The organism is Cellulosimicrobium cellulans, from assembly GCF_024124905.1.
GTDB classification, from domain to species: domain Bacteria; phylum Actinomycetota; class Actinomycetes; order Actinomycetales; family Cellulomonadaceae; genus Cellulosimicrobium; species Cellulosimicrobium cellulans_G.
The window spans coordinates 337497-360021 of the sequence record NZ_JAMXST010000001.1 but is presented as its reverse complement, the minus strand read 5'-3'; the positions used below and the strand labels follow the sequence as shown (position 1 = coordinate 360021).

The following is a 22525-nucleotide window of genomic DNA, read 5'->3' as shown; positions in this document are numbered from 1 at the left end:
ACGGCGAGGTCGAGACCGCCGTACCCGGAGAACAGTGATCCGACCCTGAGTGGGCGAGTCCGGTCGTGAGGGTCGTGCATGAGGGCTCCGGTTGACGGGTGATCCCGGTCGGACTTCACGCATGAGGTCACCACCGGGCTGGTCAGCGACCAGGTGCGCGACCACTCGAACCGCCACCGCTTGCCTCGTCGCCGATGCCGTGACCCGCGCGCGGCGCACCACCCCCGCGTACTTCGGAATCCGTGACTCAGGCGGCGCCGCCAGCTCTCGTTCGCCGGCCCACCGAGCCATCACACGTCTTTCAGACGAGGCCGTTTCGGGCTTTGTCGCATCTGATGCGACCGGTCTCGCGGGCTCACCTGCTCTCCGAGCGCGGCCGGAAGGAGCAGCCGAGGTGACGGTTTCGATGCGCGTGATGAGCGCGGGCGATGGATACAAGTACCTGTTGAAGTCCATCGCCGCGGGCGACGGCGACCGGAGCCTGAGCACGCCGCTGACCCGCTACTACGCGGAGGCGGGCACGCCGCCGGGCTTCTGGATGGGCTCGGGGCTGGGTCGTCTCGGGCACGGCGACCTGGTCGAGGGAGGGCAGGTCTCTGAAGCTCAGCTCGCGCTGTTGGTCGGGATGGGCCATGACCCGATCACGGGCGAGCCGCTGGGCCGCGCCTACCAGCAGTTCGCGTCGATCACCGAGCGGATCAAGCAGCGCGTCGACGCCCTCGACCCCGAGTTGGGGCCGGCGACTCGAGCGCAGGAAGTGGCCGCGATCGAGGCGGAGGAAGCCGAGCGCGGCACCCGCCGCGCAGTAGCCGGTTACGACTTCACATTCAGCGTGCCCAAGTCAGTCTCCACGATCTGGGCGGTCGCGGACGCCGGCACCCAAGCCCTGATCGCGGACGCCCATCATGCGGCGGTTGCAGAGCTGGTTGCGTTCCTCGAACGCGAGGTTGCCGCAACCCGCGTCGGTGCAACCGGGCCGGACGGCGCGGTTGCGCACGTCGACGTCGCCGGTGTCGTGGCCGCGGCATTCGATCACTACGACAGCCGTGCGGGCGACCCGCAGTTGCACACCCACGTCGTCGTCAGCAACAAGGTCCTGACCGTGCAGGACGGCCGCTGGCGGACCCTCGCCGGCCGGCCGATGCACTCCGTGGTCGTCGCAGTCTCCGAGCTCTACAACGCCGCTCTGGCCGACCAGCTCACCCGCGTCCTCGGCGTCGAGTGGGAAGCGCGCGAGCGAGGCCGGGATCGAAACCCGGCATGGGAAATCGAGGGCGTGCCCGACGAACTGGTGACCGAGTTCTCCACCCGCTCCCGGCACATCGAGGCCGAGAAAGACCGCCTGATCGCGGAGTACGTCGCCAAGCACGGCAGGCAGCCCTCCGCGCGAACGGTGCTGAAACTCCGGGCGCAGGCGACGCTCGCCACGAGGCCGGAGAAGCAGGTCCGCTCGCTGGCCGACCTCACCGCCGAGTGGCGGCAACGCGCCGGCCGGGTGCTGCGCCGGGACCCGAATGGCTGGGCGCGCACGCTGACCACGGCGAACGCGCAAGCGCCGCGGCGGGTGCTGCGCGCCGATGATGTGCCGCTGGATCTGGTGCATGAGGTCGGGCAGACCGTGATGGAGACGGTCGGTGAGAAGCGTTCGACCTGGACCCGCTGGAACCTGCACGCTGAAGCATCCCGGCAGTTGATGGGGTGGCGGTTCGCCAGCATCCAGGACCGGGAGGCGATCACCGGGCTCGTGGTCGATGCCGCCGAGCACGCCTCGCTACGGCTGACGCCGCCGGAGCTGGCGTCGAGCCCGTTGCAGTTCCGCCGCGTCGACGGCACCTCCCGGTTCCGGCCGCACGCCTCGACCCTGTTCTCATCCGAAGCCCTGCTGGCCGCCGAAGACCTACTCCTTGCAAGGGCCGCCGCCACAACAGGACCGACCGTGCCGTTGGAGACGGTCGAGAGGATCGCCCGCAAGCCCGACGCACGCGGCCGGGTGCTCGGCGAGGATCAGACCACGGCCCTTGCCGCGATCGCGGTCTCCGGTCGCGTCGTGGACGTGCTGGTCGGCCCGGCCGGCGCCGGGAAGACCACAGCCATGAATGGGCTCCGGCGGGCATGGGAGAAGGAGCACGGCACAGGGTCGGTGATCGGGCTCGCCCCCTCCGCGGTCGCCGCGCAGGTCCTCGCCGATGACCTCGGCATCACCACTGAGAACACGGCGAAGTGGTGGCAGAACCACATCATGTACGGGACCACGTTCACGGCCGGGCAGCTCGTCATCATCGACGAGGCGAGCCTGGCCGGCACGATGTCGCTGGATCGGCTCACCCACGAAGCCGAGAAGGCCGGCGCGAAAGTCCTCCTGGTCGGCGACTGGGGCCAGCTCCAATCACCCGGCGCCGGCGGCAGTTTCGCCATGCTCGTGCACGCCCGCGACGACGCCCCCGAGCTGACCGATCTGCACCGCTTCACCAGCGAATGGGAGAAGACCACCTCGCTCCAGCTCCGCCACGGCCGAACCGAGGCGATCGACACCCTGATTGAGCACGGCCGGATCACCGGCGGCGACGAGGAAGCGATGATCGACGCCGCCTACACCGCATGGCGGCGTGACCTTGCCGCCGGGCGCGCGTCGATCCTGGTCACCGAGACCCACGCGACCGTCACCGAGCTGAACACCAGAGCGCGGGCGGATCGGATCATCGACGGCACCGTGAGTCCCACCCGAGAACTGCCGCTGCGCGACGGCACCGCGGTCTCCGAGGGCGATCTGGTCATCACCCGCGAGAACGACCGGCGGCTCCACAACGGCCGAACGTGGGTCCGCAACGGCTCCCGCTGGACCGTCACCGGAGTTCGTGAGGATGGGTCGGTCAGCATCCGCCCGCCCGGGCGCAGGTTCGGCGGCGGGATCGTCCTGCCTGCCGACTACGTGGCCGAGCACCTGGACCTCGGCTACGCGATCACCGCGCACCGCGCCCAGGGCGTTACCACCGACACCGCGCACGCGGTCGTCACTGCCACCACGACGCGCGAGAGCTTCTACGTCTCCCTGACCCGCGGCGCCCACAGCAACCACGCCTATGTCACCGTCGACCGAGAGGACGCCGAACACGCGGTGCCGCATCCTGGCGACAACCCGAACGTCACCGCCCGCTCGATCCTCTACGGCGTGTTGCAGCACATCGGCGCCGAGCTGTCTGCGCACGACACGGTCGCTGCCGAGCAGGACCATTGGGGCTCGATCGCGCAGCTCGCGGCCGAGTACGACACGATCGCGCAAGCCGCCCAGCACGACCGCTGGGCGATCTTGCTCGCCGCGTCCGGGCTCACCGTCGAGCAGGTCGAAGACGTGCTCGGCTCCGACGCCTACGGCGCGCTGTCGGCCGAGCTGCGTCACGCCGAGGCCAACCACCACGACCTCGACGCGCTGCTCCCGCGGCTGGTCGCCGCGCGGAGTCTGGACGATGCCGATGACATCGCCTCCGTCCTGCACGCCCGCGTGGCACGCGCCACCGCCCGGCCCGCCGGATCAGGCCGCACCCGCAAGGCCCCGAGGCTGATCGTCGGACTGATCCCGCACGCCGGCGGGCAGATGGCAGACGACATGCGGCGAGCCCTGGACGAGCGCCGCGAGCTGATCGAAGCCCGCGCCGACGCCGTGCTCCGCGGCTACCTCACCGATGAGGAGCCGTGGACGGCCGACCTCGGCGCGGCTCCGAGGGGCGACAAGCAGAAGGCGGCGTGGTGGCGTGCCGCTCGCACCGTCGCCGCCTACCGCGACCGTTACGGCATCACCGACGACCGGACCCCGCTCGGCCCGACGCCGGAGAGCACCAGCCAGAAGATCGACGCCATCCGCGCCCGCGCCGCCCTCAACCGCGCCCATGCGATCGCTCACGAAGGCACGACGGCTGATGCGGTGCGGCCAGCGACCACATCACGCCCCGCACCGAGCTTGTGAACCCGTCCAGCGGGGCGGCCGTCAGAGAGAGCGCCCCGGCGTGCCCGGCGACGGGCGCCGATGCCCGATCTCGCGTCCGACCTCGGACCGCGTCACAGTCCGGTCCTGGGTCCTGTCGGCGTCGAGTAGGTCGATCACGTCGCTCGACTGAGTGACGAGTGAGGCGAGGCCCTGCTTGATGAGTTCGTTCGGTCCCGCGCTCGTGACGCTGGTCACGGGGCCGGGCACCGCGCCGACGCCCCGGCCGAGTTCGTGTCCGGCGAGAACGGTGGTCATCGAGCCGGACCGGGGACCGGCTTCGGGGATGACAGTCGCACCCGAGAGCGCCGCCATCAGACGGTTGCGGCCCAGGAACCTGTGCCTGGTCGGCGTCGCTCCGGGGGGCAGCTCGCTGACCAACAGCCCGACATCCCCGATCCGGTTCAACAACTCGCTGTGCCCGGCCGGGTAGGGGCGGTCCAACCCGCCGGCCAGGACGGCGATCGTGTGTCCGCTCGCGGCGAGCACGCTCTTGTGCGCGGCCCCTTCGATCCCGTAGGCGCCACCGGAGACCACAACTCGTTCCTCATCGGCCAGACCCATCGCCAGTTCACCCGCGACCTGCTCTCCATAGGCGGTCGCAGCGCGCGCGCCGGTGATCGTGGCCCGATCACTCAACGCCGTCGTCAAGAACGAGACCGTGCCGCGCGTCCACAGCAGGTACGGCGCACGGTCGCCCAAGTCGTTCAGGCGGGCGGGCCATTCCTTGTCTGCCGGGATGAGCGTGCTGAGCCCGTGCGGCTCCGCCTGAGCTACCTGATCCAGCAGGCCGGACGTTACACGTGCCGTCAGCCGTTCGCGCCACATCAGTGTGTCGGCGCGGGCCAGGCCGGGCACTTCGTCGTCGGACTCGATCAGCCGCAGCGTCTCGACCCCGCCGTGACGGGTGAGGACGTACCCCGTGGTCGGGTCGTTCGGTTCGGCGATCATCGACAGCGCGATCCGCGCCATCCGCTCACCCTGCACCTGCTCCGCCAACGTCGCCATGATCGGTGTCCCTTCCGCTCCAAGGTCACCGACGAGGTACACGCCTGCCTGCCGCCGGGGGTTCCCTCTGTCACGAGTCAGTCGTAAACTCGGTAGCGAGGCAGGTTCAGCAAACTACGCGGGTCCTTCGGGACGGCCCCTCGCGGGCACTCGGTTCATAGCCGCCTCCACGACGGACACCCGTCGCGCTATGACGAGGAAGAGAGACCCGCAATGCTCCGCACGTCCGTGGCGCTCAGCGCACGAGGCTATGGCGTACTCCGCTACGCACCCACCAACCTGCTGCTCAACGCCATCCGCACCAGACGCGGCCTCAAGTGGGGCATCCCCGCGATGCTCCTCGCCGGGGCCTACCTCTACGCCGCGGCGATCTGCACCACGATCATCAACGACGGCGGCCCCGGCTGGCTCCACCTGCTGGTCCTGGTGTTCGTCTGGAACGCCTTCAAGTTCCTCTGGAACGGCCCCGTCAGTCTGATCCAGCTCGTGCGGCGCAGGCGCCAGGAGCGTGTCGGAGGCTGCCGATACGCTCGGACACGCCGGCAGGCTTCTTTGACCTGACTCCCGCGCCCCTGGGATGATGAGAAGGTGAACGGCCTCTAGGAGCACGCCTGCTCGTGCCGGAACGTACGAGTCGAAGGAGTGCTGATGGGTGCAAGGACGATCCACCCGTTCCCCGCCAGGATGGCGCCGGACATCGCCATCGACCACCTGGACTCCACTGCAGACGAGTCGGAGCTAGTGGTACTCGACCCGATGTGCGGGTCAGGGACGGTCCTCGCCGCAGCGGCAGACAGAGGCCACGCCGCACGCGGGTTCGATGTCGACCCTCTCGCAGTCCTCATGAGCTCCGTTGCCACCCAGGCCGTTGACACCGAGGAAGTCGTCGCCGAAGCCGAGCGCATCTGCGCACTTGCGCGAGCATCCAGCGTGGACTCACCCCGATGGGACGACCCAGAGACGCAGAAGTTCGCCGAGTACTGGTTTGCGGCAACTCAGCGCACTCAACTCAACCGCCTCGCACGGGAGCTGGACGGGATCGGCGATGATGCCGTTCGTCAGGCTCTTCAAGTGGCGTTGAGTCGGATCATCGTCACGAAGGCGCCCAAGGCCTCGCTGGCGGCCGACACATCGCACAGCAGACCACACCGTGTGGCTACCGAATCTAGTTACGACGTCTATCGCGGGTTCGAGGGGTCTGTTGCAAGCCTCAAGAAGCTGCTCGATGAGCGATCCATCGTTGGACAGGTTGAGGTTTGTAGGGGAGATGCGCGCGCGCTCGATTTGCCTGATTCATCGGTTGACTTGATTATCACTTCACCGCCATACCTAAATGCGATCGACTATCTACGCGGCCATAAGATGTCGCTGATCTGGTTCGGACACACGATCCCTGAACTGCGGAAGATTCGTTCGAACAGCATCGGGGCAGAACGCGCGCTCGACGGCGACGCTCTAAAGCAGGTCACGGATATGGTGCAGTACATAAAGGACTCGGTGGACGCGCCGGACCAACTTCCCATGGCCACGATCACGCGCTACGCGCACGATCTCGCACTTTTCTCGCGCGAGCTTAACCGTGTCTGCAAGACCGGCTCTGAGGTTGTCACGGTAATCGGCAACTCCACGCTGCGTGGAAACTATATCCAGAACGATGTGCTCGTCCGAAAGGCGTATGAGCATTCTGGCTTCCTTGTCGCGGCTCGAACTGAGCGCGAGCTGCCGGAGAATAGGCGGTACCTCCCGGTTCGGACTGCGAACCTCGAATCGTCGATGGCGAAGCGGATGCGGACCGAGGTCGTACTGACCGTGAAGAAGCCATGACCACATTCTTCGAGTCGGGCACTGTCACAGACCACATCAATGTCGAAATCAGTTTCCAGATCATCGGCCTATTCTCCGAAGGTCTCTATAGCAGCCCCAACAAGGCGATTGAAGAACTGGTCTCAAATGCTTTTGACGCCGATGCGACGTGCGTACATACCGTCATGTCACCTGACCGAGCTGCGAGTGACGCGTCTATCGCCATCCTTGACAACGGAACTGGGATGGATGCAACCGGGCTCAAGGTCCACTGGATCGTCGGCGACTCCGTCAAGGCCAGCAACCGCACAACCGCCCGTGGTCGCCGTACCATCGGGAAGTTCGGCATCGGCAAGCTCGCAGCTTACGTCCTGGGCACCCGCCTGACACACATCACGAAGGCGGACGGGAAATTCTTCTCGACAACCATGGATTTCAAGGCGATTCCAACGCCTCCACCGGCGAGCGAACGCACTGACGAGTCTGAAGGCACCGCGACGCCACCAGTCCAGCTTCCGCTTCGTGAACTCACCGAGGAGGAAGCGCACAGAGCCGTTCGTCCCTGGCTGTCTGACGACACCGGCCGCGAGAACCTGACTCTCTTTGGGGACGAGGCCGAGGACTCCTGGACCGTGGCGATCATCACCGAACTCAAACCGATGGCGATCGAACTCTCCGCAGGCAGGCTTCGATGGGTTCTATCTACCGCCATGCCATTGCGCGATGACTTCTCCCTGTATCTGAACGGCAACGAAGTCGTCGCCTCGAAAGCATCCGCGAAGCAGGTCGGGACGTGGGTTCTCGGCAAAGATATTCTCACCATCCCGAGTCCTGCTCCAGAGGAGCTAGACGCGGACGCGGACGAGAAGATTCCTGAAGCCGAGTACCAGCACTTTCTCCTAGTCGACAAGAGTCTGGGCCCTGTCAGTGGGTACCTTGAGCTCTACGAAGACCCCATCGATGCGGGAAAATCTGAAGCAGTTGGGAGAAGCAACGGCTTCTTCGTCTACGTCCATGGCCGACTCATCAACCCCGACGACTCAGGGTTCGGAATCGACCGAAACAGCCTTCGCCACGGCACCTTCTCGCGGTTCCGCCTGGTTATCAACATCGATCGTCTCGACGCCGAGCTCCGATCCAGCCGCGAGACTCTGCTCGCGAGCCCCGTGGTCGAGCGCGCCCGAGAACTCCTTCGTGGTCTCTTCAACCTTGCACGAACGAAACTGGACGCACACGAAACCGAGACCGCTCGCGAAAGGCGGGCCTCGCAGCGCTTCGCTGACAGCCCTGCGAGCCTCACGGAACGACCGATCCTGCGAATGGTCGTGGACTCGTATGAGGAGAAGATTCACTCCCGCCATCTCGTACCGATCGACAAGAAGAAGTTCCCGACCGCCGCAGAGCTGATCGCTTTTCTCGAAAGTCGTATCACTGATGGCGGCGGTCTCATCGGCGATGTCGTGTATGAAGACCTCGGCACGCTGCTTCCAATGGCGATGCTGGACAGCGCAAGCGGGCAGCTCTCGATCAACCTTGAGCATCCCTTCGTGGCACACTTTGCCGACGAGTTCAACGATCGCAAGAAGAACCTCCCTCTGGAACTTTTCGCAATGGCGGAGATTCTTCTTGAAGCAGGGCTTCACGACGCAAACCTTGATGACTCCGCCGTTTCGACCGTTCTGGACTCTCGCGACGAGCTACTTCGCCACCTTGCACGTTCGTCGGGTGCGCGCAACTCAATTACCGTCGCGCAGGGCCTGATGGCATCGCTAACTAGCGCCAAAGGCCTTGAGCTTGCGCTGGTCGAGGTATTCCAGCAACTCGGTTTCGAGGCCGTCCCGAAAGCAGCAAAGGACGAGCAGGACGGGCTTGCGGAAGCGTTCCTACCTGCGGGTGAGCATGGAAAGACTCAGTATCGAGTCTCCCTAGAGGCCAAGAGCAAAGAGAAGCCCGGCGGAAAAGTAAAGAAGAGCGGCGTTGAGGTATCCACTATTGCGCGCCACCGCGATGAAGCGGAGTGCGATTTTGCGATCGTTGTCGGACCGGACTTCGAGACCGGTGCAGATGACCTCGGTGCGGTCATGCGCGAGATCCAGGCCGATCGGGTGGCGAACCCGACCAAAGGCATCACCCTCATGCGCGCGAAGGACTTGGCGAGGCTGGTGAGGCTGGCGCCGATCAAGCGAGTGAATCTGGCAAAGATGCGCGAACTGCTCGCCACTTGTCAAAGTCCAGCAGACGCAGAAAAGTGGGTCGATGCCATTGCTCTGTCTCAGCCGGAGTCCAGCCCGCATCAACAAATCTTGGAGACAGTGTGGGAGCTCCAGCAGGATGATCGAGACCACACGGTCGAGTACGCGGCACTCAGAACCGCGCTCCGCCTCACTAAGAAGCTAACGATTACTGACGCCGAGTTGCGTGAAGAGTGCTTGGCATTGAGCCGTATGGCTCCTGGATACTTCATGGCTCGTGAAGACCGAGTGGAACTCAACATCAAGCCCGAGAACGTGCTTGCCACGATCCACGCATATGTTGACGATTTGCCCCAAGCAGATGAAGAGCAGACGTAGGAGGCCGACCAGGCACCTGCTGGTGGTCCACATGACACCGGGCAACTCCGAAGCCAGAGGACGCTGAACCTATGAGCAATGCGGTCGGGGCGAAGGCTCGTCGCGAAGAGGAGATTGCGTTCCTGGCGATGGAACAAGTGCTTGGGATCGACATCTCGTTGGCGGACGCGGGCGCTGGTGACAAGATGCCAGACGGTTCTTGGACCTACCCCGATAGCAGAGGACGCAAGGGCATCGTCGAGGTCACGTCGCCGCCAGCCGAGCGCTTGTTGGCTGAGTGGGCGCGAGCGAAGAGGGAGGGTCGGCCACAGACCGAGAGTGGATCGATCCCCACGCGTCTGAATCAGTTAGCGCGAGTTTGCGCCGAGATGCTGGCGACGCAGTGGGCGTGCCAGAACTTCGAGAAGCTTCTAGCTCAATCGGCGGATGAGCGACATTTGTTCTTGTTCGCTCGGCAACATAGGGATGGCTCCTACTTCTATCGTCTTTCCGACTCCTACGAAGGCGGGACGGGGGAGGACGTGGACGACCTTGTCCTTCCGCATGGCATCTCCGACGTCTGGTTCCGTGGTCGCGTGAGCCGTGACGTGTCCGATCCTCTCGGTGTAACGCAACTCCGGCTGGCAAGGTTTCAGGCAGCATCCGGCTGGCACCGCTACACGGTCCGCATAGAGGAGCGGCAACTGCCAGTGCCCAACCCGAGCATCGCTGACGATCGAGTTCCGGCAGGTTGGCGGCTGCCAAAGGATCGTACTCATCCCGTCGAGGACTGATGATGCACGCAAGACGTGTGGCCCACTCGGACGCCCTTGACCCGGTCAAGCATCTGGCTGGCACAAGAGACGCTTCGACCGAGAAACAAAGTGTCAATCAGCCCTTCAAGCCGCGGTGACGAGGGGGACCAAAAGGGGACCAGAATCATGCAAACCATGCATGTCGTGACACGCGCTGCATGACCTGGGGTCCGGAACGACGCGGGTTTCGGGATCGGCGGAGCCGTCTGGACGCCTGGGGGTCAGGGGGTCGCAGGTTCAAATCCTGTCAGCCCGACATCGAGAGGGATCGGCTTCGGCCGGTCCCTCTCCGTGTTTGCGCACCGTCGCGCATCCCCTCCAGCCGTGAGAGATTCGCATCCGTGGCGTCACCGAGGGGGAGGGCCGTGACCGGTTGGACGAGGACGACGCACGACTGGTCGGCGTCGGTCGACCACGAGCACCTCGCAGACGTGCGGCGTCGTGCGCACGAGCTGGCACCGGGCGGTGTGGAGCACCTGGTGCTGGAGGTGCTGGCGTATGCCGCGGAGGAGGCCGAGGACCGTGGCGGGGGCTCCGCCGTCGTGACGCTGCGCGCCTGGGGTGCCACCGTCGCGGACGACGGTCGTGGCACCGCCACGCTGCCGGACGACGCGGGCCGGTTCGTCAAGAAGCCGGTGATGGCGACGCGGGACCTGCGGTTCTTCGACGCGACGCAGCCGCCGGTGCTGCCGGACGGGCGTGCGCGACGCGGGATGTCCGTCGTGAGCGCGCTGAGCGCCGAGCTGGTGCACACGAACCGCCGGCTGAACGGTTCGTGGACCCAGCGCTACGCGCGGGGCGTCCCGGTCACGGACCTGGTCCCGGTCGCCGACGACGGCTCGACGGGGACGACGGTGCGCTTCGAGGTCGACCCCGCGCTGGGACTGGCGACGCACGTCGACGTCGAGCGGCTGCGCGAGCGCGTCACGGCGTTCGCGTCGCAGGGTCTGTCGGTCCGCGTGATCGGCTGACGCGCTCGGCCGCGTTCAGGAATCCGCTGCCGAACCCTTGACTCTGCCCCGAACTTCGGGTGGAGTCGGTCCTGTAACTCGTACAGTGGTGTTCGACTACGGAGGGCGACATGCCCGGAGAACCCATCCAGCAGCAGACCCGGCGCGCCGACGCGCGCCGGAACGTCGAGGCGATCCTCGACGCGGCGGCCGTGTGCCTGAGCCGTGACCCCGACGCGAGCGTCGCCGAGATCGCACGGTCCGCGGGAGTCGGCAGGGTCACGCTCTACGGCCACTTCGCGAACCGGGCGGTGCTCGTCGACGCGGTCGTCGCGCGCGCGATCGAGGAGGGTGACGCGGCGCTCGACGCCGTCGACCTGACCGGCGACCCGCGCGACGCGCTGGTGCGCCTCGTCCGACAGAGCTGGCTGACGATCGTGCAGGTCGGCTCGCTCCTCACCGCGGCGACGGAGGCGCTCGGGCCCGAGCGGGTGCTCGCGCTGCACGCGCGGCCGGCGTCCCGGGTCGAGCGGCTCGTCGAGCGGGGTCGCGCGGACGGGGTGTTCCGGGCCGACCTGCCGACATCCTGGTTGGTCGGCACCCTGCACCGGGTGATGCACGGCGCCGCGGAGGAGATCGACGCGGGCCGGCTCGCGCCCGACGACGCGGCGACGACCATCACCGCGACGGTCCTCGCCGCCTTCACCCCGCCCGGCACGCCGGTGCCCGCGGTTCCGGACGAGGTGGCGCGATGACCGCCGCGGACCGTACCCCCGCGCGCACCGCGGGGCGCGCTCTCGCCCGGCCCGCCGCGTGGTGGCCCGTCGTCACGGGTGCGCTCTTCGGCGGCGCGCTCGCCGTGGCCGCGTGGGTCGGTTTCTCCGACACCGCGCAGTCCTCGCTCGTCCTGACCGCCGCCGCGTTCGTCTACCTCGGCGCGGCCGCGCTCGGTCGCCGCGACGCCGCGTGGCCGTTGTTCGGGCTCACGTTCGTGCTCATCGGTGTCGGCTTCGCGCTCCCCGGCTTCGACCCGTTCTGGGCGATGCTCGGCGTCGTCGTCGTGCTGGCGGTCTACGGCCTCGCGCGCGGGGCGGCCCGCCCGGCGTGGGGGCTGCCGCTGCAGGCCGTGGCGATGGCCGTCGTCGTGGGCGTCGCGGTCGCCGTCGCCCTCCTCGGTCAGCCGTGGGCCGGGCTGCTCGTCGGCGCGGGGCTCCTCGCCCATGCGGCATGGGACGTGCACCACCTGCGCACGGGCCGCGTCGTCTCCGCGTCCCTCGCGGCGTTCTGCTGCGCGCTCGACGCCGTCCTCGGGGCGGCGGTCGTCGTGCTCGCCCTCGCCACCTGAGGCCGGGACGCCGCCCGCGCCGTCCGCACGGGTCGGCGGTCCCGCCTACGCTCAGGGCATGCCGACCGTCCTCCTCGTCCGTCACGGCCGCACCACCGCGAACGCCGGGGGGATCCTCGCCGGGCGGTCTGCCGGGGTCCGGCTGGACGCGGTCGGTCGCGACCAGGCGGCCCGCACGGCCGAGCGCGTCGCGGGTGTGCCGCTCGCGCGCGTCGTGACGAGCCCGCTGGAGCGGTGCCGGCAGACGGCGCAGGCCCTGCTCGACCGCCAGGCGGCCACGCCGGAGTCCGTCACCGAGCAGGGCATCACCGAGTGCGACTACGGCCAGTGGCAGGGGCGCGCGCTGAAGGACCTGGCCACGGAGCCGCTGTGGTCCGTCGTGCAGACGCAGCCGTCGGCGGCCGTGTTCCCGGGCGGGGAGTCGCTCGCGGCGATGCAGGCGCGAGGCGTCGAGGCCGTCCGCCGGCACGACGCCGAGGTCGCCGCGCGTCACGGGGCGGACGCGGTGTGGGCCGCGGTGTCGCACGGGGACGTCATCAAGTCCGTGCTCGCCGACGCGCTCGGGACGCACCTGGACCTGTTCCAGCGGATCGTCGTCGGGCCGGCGTCGATCTCGATCGTCCGGTACGGGCCGCACCGCCCGGAGGTGGTGGCCGTGAACACCGACTCCGGCGACCTCTCGTGGCTCGCCACGGCGGCGCCGGTCGGCGACGCGCCGGTCGGGGGCGGCGCGGGCCCGGCGCGGCACGACGGCGCGAGCGAGCCGCAGCCGTCCTGACATCCGACCTGCGGCCACCCGGCGGGTCGCGCGCGGGCGCTCGTAGAGTGGGGTCATGCCCCCTCTCGTCCACGAGCACGACTGGCCCGACCGCGTCGTCGTGGGAACCGTCGGGATGCCCGGCTCCCGCACCTTCTACCTCCAGGCCCGGACGGGCACCCGCACGACGAGCGTCGCCCTGGAGAAGGAGCAGTCCGCCGTCCTCGCGGACACCATCCAGCGCCTGCTCGACGAGCTGATGGAGGCGCCCGACAACCGGTACAGCGTCCCCGTCGACGTGGCGGCCGAGCTCGTCGACGACGACCCGCTGGACCTCCCCGTCGAGGAGGAGTTCCGCACCGGGTCGATGCGGCTGAGCTGGGACCCCCGGACGGCGCAGGTCGTCGTCGAGGCGTTCCCGCTCGTCGACGACGACGAGCTCGATCCCGACGCGGACGAGCCCGAGCCCGCCGAGTCGTTCCTCATCCGCATGCCCGTCGGGACGGCGCGCGCCTTCGCCCAGCGCACGCGCGCCGTCGTGCAGGCCGGGCGACCGGCGTGCCCGCGCTGCGGTCGGCCCGTCGACCCGGACGGGCACGAGTGCGCGCTGCCCGACGAGGCGTGACGTCCCCGCACGACGGCGTCGACACGACGCCGTTCGACGCGATGCCGCCCGACACGACGCCGCTCGACACCGCGCGCCTCGAGGTCGTCGGACGCATCCGTGCCGCGTCGAACGCGACCTTCCTCGCCCGGGTCGGCGAGGTCTCGGTCGTGTACAAGCCGGTGGCGGGGGAGAAGCCGCTGTGGGACTTCCCGGACGGCACCCTCGCGGCCCGGGAGGTGGCCGCGTACCTCGTCTCGGAGTCGCTCGGCTGGGGGATCGTGCCGCGCACGTGGCTGCGCGACGGCCCGCTGGGTCCGGGCATGGTCCAGCTCTGGCAGGAGGTCGACGCGACGCAGTCGCCGGTCGACGTCGTCCCGACGGGCGACGTCCCGCCGGACGGCGTGCGGACGGTGCTCGAGGGCGTCGACGAGGAGGACCGCCCGGTGAGCGTGGTCCACGAGGACACACCCGCGCTGCGGCGCATGGCCGTGTTCGACGCGGTCGTGAACAACGCGGACCGCAAGGGCGGGCACGTGCTGCCGCTGCCCGACGGGCGGCGCCTCGGCGTCGACCACGGCGTCACCTTCCACGTCGAGCCCAAGCTGCGGACGGTGCTCTGGGGCTGGCTCGGCGAGAGCCTCGACGCCGACGAGCTCGCGGGCGTGGAGCGCGTGCGCGCGAGCCTCGGCACGGGCGGCGGCGCCGACCCCGACGGTGCTCTCGGCCGCCGGCTCGCGGAGCTCCTCGCGCCCGACGAGGTGACGGCCCTCGCCGAGCGCTGCGACCGCCTGCTCGGGGCGGCACGGTTCCCGGCGCCGTCGGGCGGCATGCCCGCCGTCCCGTGGCCGCTCTTCTGACCTCCCGATCGCACGCGCCCGACGTCCCGCGGCTCAGCGGCCGTGCGGGTCCGAGGCGTTAAGCACGCGCACGACCTCGTCGTAGTCGCCGCGGGCCTCGCCGTACCGGAGGAACTTCACGCGCTCCACGAGGATCTCGTGCACGTCGGGCTGCGTGCGCAGCAGCTCGACGACCTCGGCGACGAACTCGTCGAGCGGCATGGCGAACGCGCTCTCGCGCTGGCCGGGCATGAGGTCGGTCGCCACCGACGGGGGGACGAGCTCGACGACGTCGACGCTCGTGTCCGCGAGCTGGAGCCGCAGCGCCTCGCTGAGCATGTGGATCGCGGCCTTGGACGCGTCGTACGTCGGCGTGACCGCGAGCGGGGCGAACGCCAGCCCGGACGACACGGTGACGATGGTCGCGCGCGGCCGGGTCTGCAGGTGCTCGACGAACGCACCGACGAGACGGATCGGCCCGAGCACGTTCGTCGTGACGATCTCCTCGGCGGTGTCGAGGAACCCCTCGGGGTGGTGCCAGTCCTCGGCGCGCATGATGCCCGCCATGGCGACGAGCGTGTCGAGGTCGGGGTGCCGCTCGAGCACCTCCTTCGCGGCGGAGGCGATGCTCTCCGGGTCGGTCGTGTCGACGCGCACGGTGTCGATGCCGGGGTGCTCGGCCGCGATCTGCTCCAGCAGCGCGGTGCGGCGGCCGCCGACGACGACGGTGCTGCCGTGCTCGTGGAGCGCGACGGCGAGCGCCAGGCCGATGCCGCTCGTCGCGCCGGGGATGAAGACGATGCTGTTCGTGAGGTCCATGCCTCGATCCTGGGCGCGCGGCGACGCGCGCGGCAGAGTCCGGTGAACGGGGGACCGGCGATCCCTGGCACGCGCGCCGCGCGCCCCGGACGATGGGACGCATGGACCGTGCCGCGCTCGCCGACTTCCTCCGCCGCCACCGGGAGGCGCTGCAGCCGGGCGACGTCGGCCTCCCGCCCGGGCTGCGCCGTCGGGCACCGGGATTGCGCCGCGAGGAGGTGGCCCAGCTCGCGCTCATGTCGACGGACTACTACACGCGCCTGGAGCAGCAGCGCGGCCCGCAGCCCAGCACCCAGATGCTCGCGTCGATCGCGCGGGCGCTGCGCCTGTCCGACGACGAGCGCGACTACCTCTTCCGGGTCGCGGGGCACGGCGTCCCCGACCGGGCGACCGATCCCGGCCACGTGGCGCCCGCGCTGCAGCGCGTGCTCGACCGGCTGGGCGACACCCCGGCGCTGATCCTGAACCCCCTCGGCGAGACGCTCGCGCAGAACGACCTGGCCCGTGCGCTCTACGGCGACGCGACGGCGTACACGGGGTGGGACCGCAGCGAGATCTACCGGTGGTTCGCTCACCCGGAGACGGCGCGCACGATCTATCCCGAGGACGACAGGGAACGCCAGGGGCGCGCGCTCGTGGCGAGCCTGCGCTCGGCGGTCGCGGTGCTCGGCCGGGACTCGCGTGCCGGGCGGCTGGTGCGCGAGCTGCGGCGCACGAGCCCCGAGTTCGCCGATCTCTGGGAGCGGCAGGAGGTCGCGCGACGCTTCGTCGACCACAAGGTCCTCGTGCACCCGGTCGTGGGGGAGATCGAGGTCGACTGCCAGGCGTTGCTGACGGAGGACCAGCAGCAGGTGCTGCTCGTGCTGACGGCGGCACCGGGCACGGAGGCAGTGGATCGGATCCGCCTGCTCGGCGTGCTGGGCACGCAGGACCTCGCCGCGGGTTCGACACCGAGCGCCACGACACTCAGACCTTGACAGCACCTCTGACGCCGTCGCGCCTGTCCGGCCGCACGCCCGGAACCGTCGACGGACGACCGTCCGGGAAGAGCCTCGCCGCGATCGCTCCCTGGGACGGCGCCTTGTCGGGGTATGCCGGGGAGGGGACCTTGCTGATCTCATGGATCGTCAGGAAGTCGCCGGGAGCGCGGTCGGCGAAGGCGAAGTCGATGTGCGCCGCGATATCGCCACGCCCTGTGCGCACCGGTCGTGCCGATTCCGAGGGATCGACTCCTGCGATGGCCAGCTCGTCTGCCGACGCCCGCTCGGTCGTCGCGAGGTCGGGCGTGACCGTGTCGCTGATCGGCGGCGGCGCGGGCCAGATCTCACAGGCCGCACGCGTGAGCGTCCGCCCGCGCTCCTCGATCTCCTCGACGTCCCAGACCACGGGAAGGGTCCGGTTCAGCGTGAGAGCCGAGTAGCGCATGAGGTGCTGACGCTTTGCGGCCCACGAGCCGTTCGACATCGAGCTGTTGAGGGGCCCGGTCACCAGGGTCAGGTTGCCCAGCGTGTGGAGCAGGCCGTCCCGTCGCTCGCTCACCGTGCGAACGGCGTCGTCGCCCTGCTCGTCGGGGAGGGGCCAGCTGGAGCGCCAGGCCTGAGGAAGAAGATGCTCGACCGACAGCTTGGTACCGGGGGGACGAGCCTCGGTGTACCGCGTCGTCAGCGCGTCTTCGAGCGCTTCGAGCAGCAGTCGGAGCTGTTCGCGCTTGAGTCGCTTGAAGAGCGTACGAGTCGGCAGCTCTTGCTCTAGATCGTGGTCTCGCGGCCAATACCCGGAACCGGAACCCAGCCCCGCCAGATGCTCCTGGATCACGGCGTCGACAGGGCGTTCACCGGAGCTGACCCGCCGTAGGGCCTCGAGGAAGATCCTGTTGTAGTTGGACGACGACCAGCCGCAGATGGCTCGGCGGACGATGAACGACTCGATCACCGCGATGGCGCGCTCTCGCTCTGCGCCTCCGGTGTTCTTGAAAAGCCAGAGCAGCAGGGGTGTCGCCGTGGTCGTGTCGGCGATCCGCAGGCGTCTCAGCGCTAGCTGCTCCTGTGCGGTGCCGATCACGGTGGCCTCCGTCTCGAGGTAGATGCTCGAGTACGCGCGGATCACGTCGAGTAGTTCGACGGCCCGGCCAGCGTCACCGCCGACATACGTCCGCACGGTCGAGAAGAGGTCGTGCGAGAGGACTTCCTGCTGCAGGTGGGCGGTCAGGACGTAGTTCATGAAGACGTCAAGACGCTTGCGCACGAGTCTGCCCTGACGGACGTCCTCGTCCCAGACGCGCTCTTCGAGTGGGCGCCAGTACGTGGCGTACAGGTCTTCCACCGGACGACCCGCGCTCTCGAGCGTGCGAAAGATGTGGTTCTTGATGAGGTCTGCCGCGAGGAGCGGCGTCCCACGGGCGTTGAGAGTCTCGAAGATGACCTGAGCGTCGTCGTCCGCGGTGAGGTCGATGACGACCATGACAAGGCCGTCGGTGATCACGTCGGCGAGGCGAGCGAGTGCTTCCCCCGGCGTTCTCCCCGTACGGTCGAGGTGCTCCGCGACGTGGTCGCGAAACCACGTGTACGCCTGGACCGGGCGAGAGAGCGACTGGGCGTACGGTGTCTCGACGTGATCGCCGGAGAGCACGCTCCTGAACGCGGAGCGGTCCCTGTTGGTGGGCCAGAGCTTGAACTCCTCGTCGGGGCGCTCCACGAAGTCCTGGTCGTTCTCCACCAGTCTGGTCAGTCGCCGGGCGAGCCGAGTGTCCCCGTACCGGTGCTCGGCAAGGTCTCGGACGGCAGTGATGAAAAGCTGCAGCGTCGTCAGACGCTGCTGCCCGTCGATGATCTCCCGGAGGTCCAGGCTGCCGAGACTGGCGGGCTTTTGCTGGAGGACGACGGCGCCCAGGAAGTGGGGCGTGAGATCCCCGAGCTCGAACCGGCGTTGTGTCTGCTGGACGTCCTGCCAGAGCGGGAGCCACTGGTCGGCGACGTTCCACACGTACTGGCGCTGGAAGAGCGGCACCGTCAGGCGGACGTCGGATCGGAAGACGGACTTGAGCGGACGAGGATGAGCTTCCACGGTCGACCTCCAGGCAGCGGCCCTCGCGCCTTGCGGGACCGCTGGCATGGTGCCACACGACGCGCTCACCTGCGGGCAGGCCCCGATCACCAGGGCCCGCGAGCGGCAGGCACGCCCACGGCGCGGGCCTGCCCGTGAGTCGTCGCATCCGTCGTTGCCCTCCGGCCGGTCAGCCGGGCCCGGCTCCGCGGTCTGTCATAGCCCTCATCGCGACCGTCCGGCATTCACCCGAGCCGTGCGGCGACGGTCGCGCACGCCGCGACGAGCTCGTCCGGGCCGGCGGCGAGGACGTCGGCGTCGAACGCCGCGACGCGGGCGGCGAGCGCGACCCACGACCACGAGCCCAGGGCGACCCGGCACCGGTCCGGGCCGAGCGCCTCGACCGTGCCGTCCTCGACGAACGGCGCGACGGCGGGCGCGGGCGCGGCGAGCTCGACCCACCCCGTGCACGACCAGCCCGGGGCGGGCGGCCGCCCGGAGCCGGCGAACCGGGCCGCGACGAACGCGCCGGCGTCCCCGCCCGGCACCTCGCGGGGTGTGAAGCGCGGCCCGGTCGGGACGCGCGGCGTCGTCCGGTCGAGGCGGAACGTGCGCCAGTCGTCACGGTCGAGGTCCCACGCGAGGAGGTACCAGCGCCCGTCGCGCACGACGACGTGGTGCGGCTCCACGCGGCGCGGCGCCGCGGGCGCAGCAGCCCGGCCGTCGTGCTCACCCGTGGGGCCCGGCGCCGCGTAGTCGAGGCGCAGCACCTCGCGTCGGCGCACCGCGGTGCTCACCGCGAGCAGCACGTCGAGGTCGACGGCGGGCGTGGAGCGGCCGGGACCCGCGGGCACCGGCACGACGTCGACCGCGTCGACCCGGTGGCGCAGCCGCGCGGGCAGCACCTGGCGCACGGTCGCGAGCGCCCGCACCGACGCCTCCGCGATCGCGTCCCCGGACCCGCTCGTCGCGACGGTCCGCAGCGCCACCGCCAGCGCGACGACCTGCGCGTCGTCGAACAGCAGGGGCGGGAGCTCGGCGCCCGCGTCGAGGCGGTACCCACCGTCGCGCCCGCGGGTCGCGACGACGCGGTAACCGAGGTCGCGGAGGCGCTCGACGTCGCGGCGCACGGTCCGAGGGTCGACGCCGAGCCGGTGCGCGAGCTCGGGGCCGGTCCGGTCCGGGTGCGCCTGGAGGAGCGAGAGCAGGAGGAGGGTCCGGCGCGACGTCTCGGTCATGCCCCCATGCTCGCGCACCATGCGGGCGCTATCCGCCCGCATTGGCCGGAAGGGTCGTCGTCATGAGCCCGGGCGGCGAGCCCGGGAGCTCGGGCGCCGCGACCAGCGACCCCGACGACCGACCCGAAGGAGACACCATGTCCGTCCAGACGACCCCGCACCTCAACTTCCGCGGCGACGCCCGCGCCGCGCTCGAGCACTACCGCTCGGTGTTCGGCGGCGACCTCGTCCTCACCACGTACGGCGACCTGGGCCAGGCCCCGGACCCGGGCGAGGCCGACCTCGTCGTCTGGGGCCAGGTCAGCGCGCCGAGCGGGTTCCGCGTCATGGCGTACGACGTCCCGGCGGGACGCCCCTGGAGCCCGGGCGAGGCACCGTTCTTCGTCTCCGTGCGTGGCGACGACGTCGAGGAGGTCCGCGGCTACTGGGACGCGCTCGTGGACGGGGCGACCGTCGTCGCGCCCCTGGCGTCGTCGGACTGGGCGCCCGCGTACGGGATGCTCACCGACCGGTTCGGCGTGACCTGGGTGCTCGACGTCGCGGCGAGCCGCTGACCCGGGGCCGGGGCGCCCCTCGCCCGGGGCGCTCCGGCCGCAGCCGCGGCGTGGCGCGCCGTGTGCACGCGTCGTGGCGGACGGCGGCGGATCGTGTCCGGTTGTGCCGTCGTCAGTCCCAGGTGGCCGTCGCGGGGTCCACGCCGCAGGAGCGTGCGTTCGCCTCGACCGCGGCGCGGAGCCACGTGGCCAGGCCGGGCGCCAGACCGTCGTAGTGCGCCCGGAAACCCTCGTCCTCGACGAACCGCCGGGCCAGGCACACGTGCCGGGCCGGGGTGCAGTCGAAGTGCGCGCCGATCGAGGCGCGATGGCGCTCGGCCAGCGCCAGACCCTGCGCGGACGTCGGCTCGACGCCGTCCCGGCACGCGGCGGCGAGGTCGGCCTCGAGCATGGCGACGGTGTGGGCGAGGTCCTGCCAGTCGTCGAGCGACCGCTCGGCGGACCGCTCCGCGTACTGCGCCCACTGCGGGGTGTCTCCCCAGCGCTCGCGCGCCTCGGCGGGCCACGCCGGGTCCCACGTCTCGCCGAACAGCGCGACCTGCTCCGCCGGGGTCAGGAGCAGGCCGCGCTCCCGGGCGTCGAGGAGCCGGTCGAGCGCGTGCGCCGTCCGCTCCATGCGCGCGATGCGCTCGCCGAGCAGCGCGCGGTGGCGGCGCAGGGCATCGACAGCGTCGTCCCCGGGCGCGTCGAGCAGCTCGGGGATGTCCTCGAGCGCGACGTCGAGCTCGCGGTACGCCGCGACCCGGCGCAGGCGCGCGACGTCGGTCGGCGCGTACAGCCGGTAGCCCGCCGAGGTGCGCGCCGACGGGCGGACGAGCCCGACGGCGTCCCAGTGGTGCAGCGTCCGCACGGTGACACCGACCGCGGCCGCCGCGTCGCCGACGGTGAGCGCGTCGCCGACGCGACGAGGCCGGGGGTCCGAGGTCACGCGTCCCAGTGTCTCAGCGGTCACGACCGGGGAGCCTCGATCCCGATGCCGTCGAGGAACCGCGCGGCGTCGCTGTCGGGGTCGTACGGTCGCGCCGCGGTCATGACGACCCGCGTGTTCTCGGGCGTGCGGACCTCGACCTCGACGGAGCCCCACGGCATCTCGCGGGGACCGGTCGTGCTCCCGGGCGAGACGTCCTCGCACGCGGCGACGATCCCGTCGAGCTGCGACAGCACGCACGAGAAGCTGACGGTGAGCGCGCTCGGCCCGGGCGCGGGCGTCCCCGGGACGAGCAGGACGTCCTGGAACGCCCAGCGCCGCAGGTGCACGACGCCGCCCGGGACGGAGAAGAGGTCGAAGAACCCGAGGCCGCGGGTCCACAGGTCGACGGACGCGGCGAGGTCCGCCGTCGGGACGGTGACGAACTGCGGCATGCCGTAGATGCCGCGGAACGGCTCGGGGGCGACGGCGTCGGGCCCGGGGGCGGGGACGGGGGACAGGTCGAAGGCGGGGTACGTGTCGGTCATGCGGCGAGCGTGCGCCCTGACGCCGCGTGAGGGTCAAGCGCCGTCGCGCGGCTCGTCGGCCAGCAGCGCGTACGTCACGCCGTCGACCCAGCCGAGGTCGCGGTGCAGCGAGTCCCGCACGCCCACGCCCTCGCGCCGCATGCCCACGCGCTCCATGAGGCGCCACGAGGGCTCGTTGTCCGCGAACGCGTTCGCGACGACCCGCCGCAGGCCGAGGTCCTCGAAGCACACCTGCAGCAGGGCGCGGACGGCCTCCGTCGCGTAGCCGCGTCCCTGGTGCGACGGCGAGAACGCCCAGCCGATCTCCGCCTCGTCCGGTCGGGGGCGGTCGACGACGTCCTGCTGCGCCCAGCCGTCGCGCACCGCGAGGTAGAGGTCGCCCACGACCTCGCCGTCGTGCTCCACGACGAGCGTCGTCGCGAGCCGGTCGGGCTCGCCGTGGTGGACGCGCCACTCCTCGACGCTCGCGAACCGCCGGGAGAGCCATCGGTCCACCGCGGGCAGGCTGCGGTAGGCGAAGAGCGCGTCGGCGTCGTCGGGCCGGGCGCGGCGCAGCGAGAGGCGCGGGGTCGCCACGGGCCAGGTGACCCGGTCGAGGGCGTCCGGACGGACGTCGGTGGTGTCGGCCATGGGCACCACCCTGGCACGCCACCCGGACGGGGATCGAGCAGATTGCCGCCGGGACGGCGCCGGGACGTGTCACACGCGGCGCGGGCGTCCGGTCGACAGGGGTGACAGGGCGGCACGTGCCGCACCCAGCGACAGGAG

Annotated in this window: 20 protein-coding genes; 13 read left to right on the top strand and 7 right to left on the bottom strand. The window is 70.1% G+C overall.

What is annotated here, in order from left to right:
• The first annotated feature begins 406 nt into the window (after window positions 1–406).
• Complete coding sequence (gene mobF, locus NHH00_RS01650; RefSeq protein ID WP_445292705.1) at window positions 407–3961, top strand: MobF family relaxase; 3555 nt, start codon at window positions 407–409, stop codon at window positions 3959–3961.
• A 21-nt stretch (window positions 3962–3982) separates the two neighbouring features.
• Here the strand turns inward: mobF and dprA are convergent, their stop codons facing one another.
• Window positions 3983–4987, bottom strand: coding sequence for a DNA-processing protein DprA (dprA, locus tag NHH00_RS01645; RefSeq protein ID WP_253049589.1), 1005 nt, complete (start codon window positions 4985–4987; stop codon window positions 3983–3985).
• Between the two features lie 213 nt (window positions 4988–5200).
• Between dprA and NHH00_RS01640 the strand changes: the two genes are divergently transcribed.
• The 10 genes from NHH00_RS01640 to NHH00_RS01595 all read left to right on the top strand — a co-directional run bounded on the left by NHH00_RS01640 (window position 5201) and on the right by NHH00_RS01595 (window position 14670).
• Entirely contained in the window at window positions 5201–5548 is a 348-nt protein-coding gene (locus NHH00_RS01640) for a sulfate permease (protein ID WP_253049587.1), read from the top strand.
• 87 nt (window positions 5549–5635) lie between these two features.
• A complete protein-coding gene (locus NHH00_RS01635) occupies window positions 5636–6811 on the top strand; it encodes a hypothetical protein (protein ID WP_253049585.1) in 1176 nt (391 codons plus the stop codon).
• Window positions 6808–9360 carry an ATP-binding protein gene (locus NHH00_RS01630; RefSeq protein WP_253049583.1) on the top strand — a complete coding sequence of 851 codons (2553 nt, stop codon included), beginning with the start codon at window positions 6808–6810 and terminating at the stop codon, window positions 9358–9360. The genes NHH00_RS01635 and NHH00_RS01630 overlap by 4 nt, the downstream gene beginning before the upstream one ends.
• Window positions 9361–9431: 71 nt before the next feature.
• Window positions 9432–10133 (top strand): hypothetical protein, encoded by a 702-nt coding sequence (locus NHH00_RS01625; protein WP_253049581.1) that lies wholly within the window; start codon window positions 9432–9434, stop codon window positions 10131–10133.
• A gap of 386 nt (window positions 10134–10519) precedes the next feature.
• Window positions 10520–11125 carry an ATP-binding protein gene (locus tag NHH00_RS01620; RefSeq protein WP_253049579.1) on the top strand — a complete coding sequence of 202 codons (606 nt, stop codon included), beginning with the start codon at window positions 10520–10522 and terminating at the stop codon, window positions 11123–11125.
• 110 nt (window positions 11126–11235) lie between these two features.
• Window positions 11236–11859: a TetR/AcrR family transcriptional regulator gene (locus tag NHH00_RS01615; protein WP_253049577.1), complete on the top strand. Its 624-nt coding sequence runs from the start codon at window positions 11236–11238 to the stop codon at window positions 11857–11859.
• Window positions 11856–12449 (top strand): hypothetical protein, encoded by a 594-nt coding sequence (locus NHH00_RS01610; protein WP_253049575.1) that lies wholly within the window; start codon window positions 11856–11858, stop codon window positions 12447–12449. Before NHH00_RS01615 ends, NHH00_RS01610 begins: the two co-directional genes overlap by 4 nt.
• A 58-nt stretch (window positions 12450–12507) precedes the next feature.
• Window positions 12508–13227 (top strand): histidine phosphatase family protein, encoded by a 720-nt coding sequence (locus NHH00_RS01605; protein ID WP_253049573.1) that lies wholly within the window; start codon window positions 12508–12510, stop codon window positions 13225–13227.
• A 55-nt stretch (window positions 13228–13282) separates the two neighbouring features.
• Complete coding sequence (locus tag NHH00_RS01600) at window positions 13283–13831, top strand: DUF3090 domain-containing protein (RefSeq protein WP_253049571.1); 549 nt, start codon at window positions 13283–13285, stop codon at window positions 13829–13831.
• 41 nt (window positions 13832–13872) lie between these two features.
• Window positions 13873–14670 carry an SCO1664 family protein gene (locus NHH00_RS01595; protein ID WP_253050708.1) on the top strand — a complete coding sequence of 266 codons (798 nt, stop codon included), beginning with the start codon at window positions 13873–13875 and terminating at the stop codon, window positions 14668–14670.
• 33 nt (window positions 14671–14703) lie between these two features.
• Here the strand turns inward: NHH00_RS01595 and NHH00_RS01590 are convergent, their stop codons facing one another.
• Window positions 14704–15468: an SDR family oxidoreductase gene (locus NHH00_RS01590; RefSeq protein ID WP_253049569.1), complete on the bottom strand. Its 765-nt coding sequence runs from the start codon at window positions 15466–15468 to the stop codon at window positions 14704–14706.
• Window positions 15469–15569: 101 nt separating this feature from the next.
• Here NHH00_RS01590 and NHH00_RS01585 point away from each other — a divergent pair, with 101 nt between their 5' ends.
• Entirely contained in the window at window positions 15570–16445 is an 876-nt protein-coding gene (locus NHH00_RS01585) for a helix-turn-helix transcriptional regulator (RefSeq protein ID WP_253049567.1), read from the top strand.
• On the opposite strand, the gene NHH00_RS01580 is transcribed toward NHH00_RS01585, so the two are convergent.
• Together NHH00_RS01580 and NHH00_RS01575 are read right to left on the bottom strand one after the other, a co-directional pair.
• Window positions 16435–18579, bottom strand: coding sequence for a DUF262 domain-containing protein (locus tag NHH00_RS01580; protein ID WP_290444578.1), 2145 nt, complete (start codon window positions 18577–18579; stop codon window positions 16435–16437). The genes NHH00_RS01585 and NHH00_RS01580 overlap by 11 nt on opposite strands.
• Window positions 18580–18755: 176 nt before the next feature.
• Window positions 18756–19748 (bottom strand): helix-turn-helix transcriptional regulator, encoded by a 993-nt coding sequence (locus tag NHH00_RS01575; protein ID WP_253049563.1) that lies wholly within the window; start codon window positions 19746–19748, stop codon window positions 18756–18758.
• Window positions 19749–19885: 137 nt separating this feature from the next.
• Here NHH00_RS01575 and NHH00_RS01570 point away from each other — a divergent pair, with 137 nt between their 5' ends.
• Window positions 19886–20302, top strand: coding sequence for a VOC family protein (locus NHH00_RS01570; protein ID WP_253049561.1), 417 nt, complete (start codon window positions 19886–19888; stop codon window positions 20300–20302).
• A 112-nt stretch (window positions 20303–20414) separates the two neighbouring features.
• Here NHH00_RS01570 and NHH00_RS01565 read toward each other — a convergent pair whose 3' ends face one another.
• Genes NHH00_RS01565 through NHH00_RS01555 form a run of 3 tightly spaced genes read right to left on the bottom strand, consistent with a single transcriptional unit; the run spans window position 20415 to window position 22387 of the window.
• On the bottom strand, window positions 20415–21230 hold the full coding sequence (locus NHH00_RS01565; RefSeq protein ID WP_253049558.1) for a MerR family transcriptional regulator: 816 nt from the start codon (window positions 21228–21230) through the stop codon (window positions 20415–20417).
• Between the two features lie 20 nt (window positions 21231–21250).
• Window positions 21251–21757, bottom strand: a complete 507-nt coding sequence (locus NHH00_RS01560; protein ID WP_253049556.1) for a VOC family protein — start codon at window positions 21755–21757, stop codon at window positions 21251–21253.
• 33 nt (window positions 21758–21790) lie between these two features.
• A complete protein-coding gene (locus tag NHH00_RS01555; RefSeq protein WP_253049554.1) occupies window positions 21791–22387 on the bottom strand; it encodes a GNAT family N-acetyltransferase in 597 nt (198 codons plus the stop codon).
• Window positions 22388–22525 lie beyond the last annotated feature (138 nt).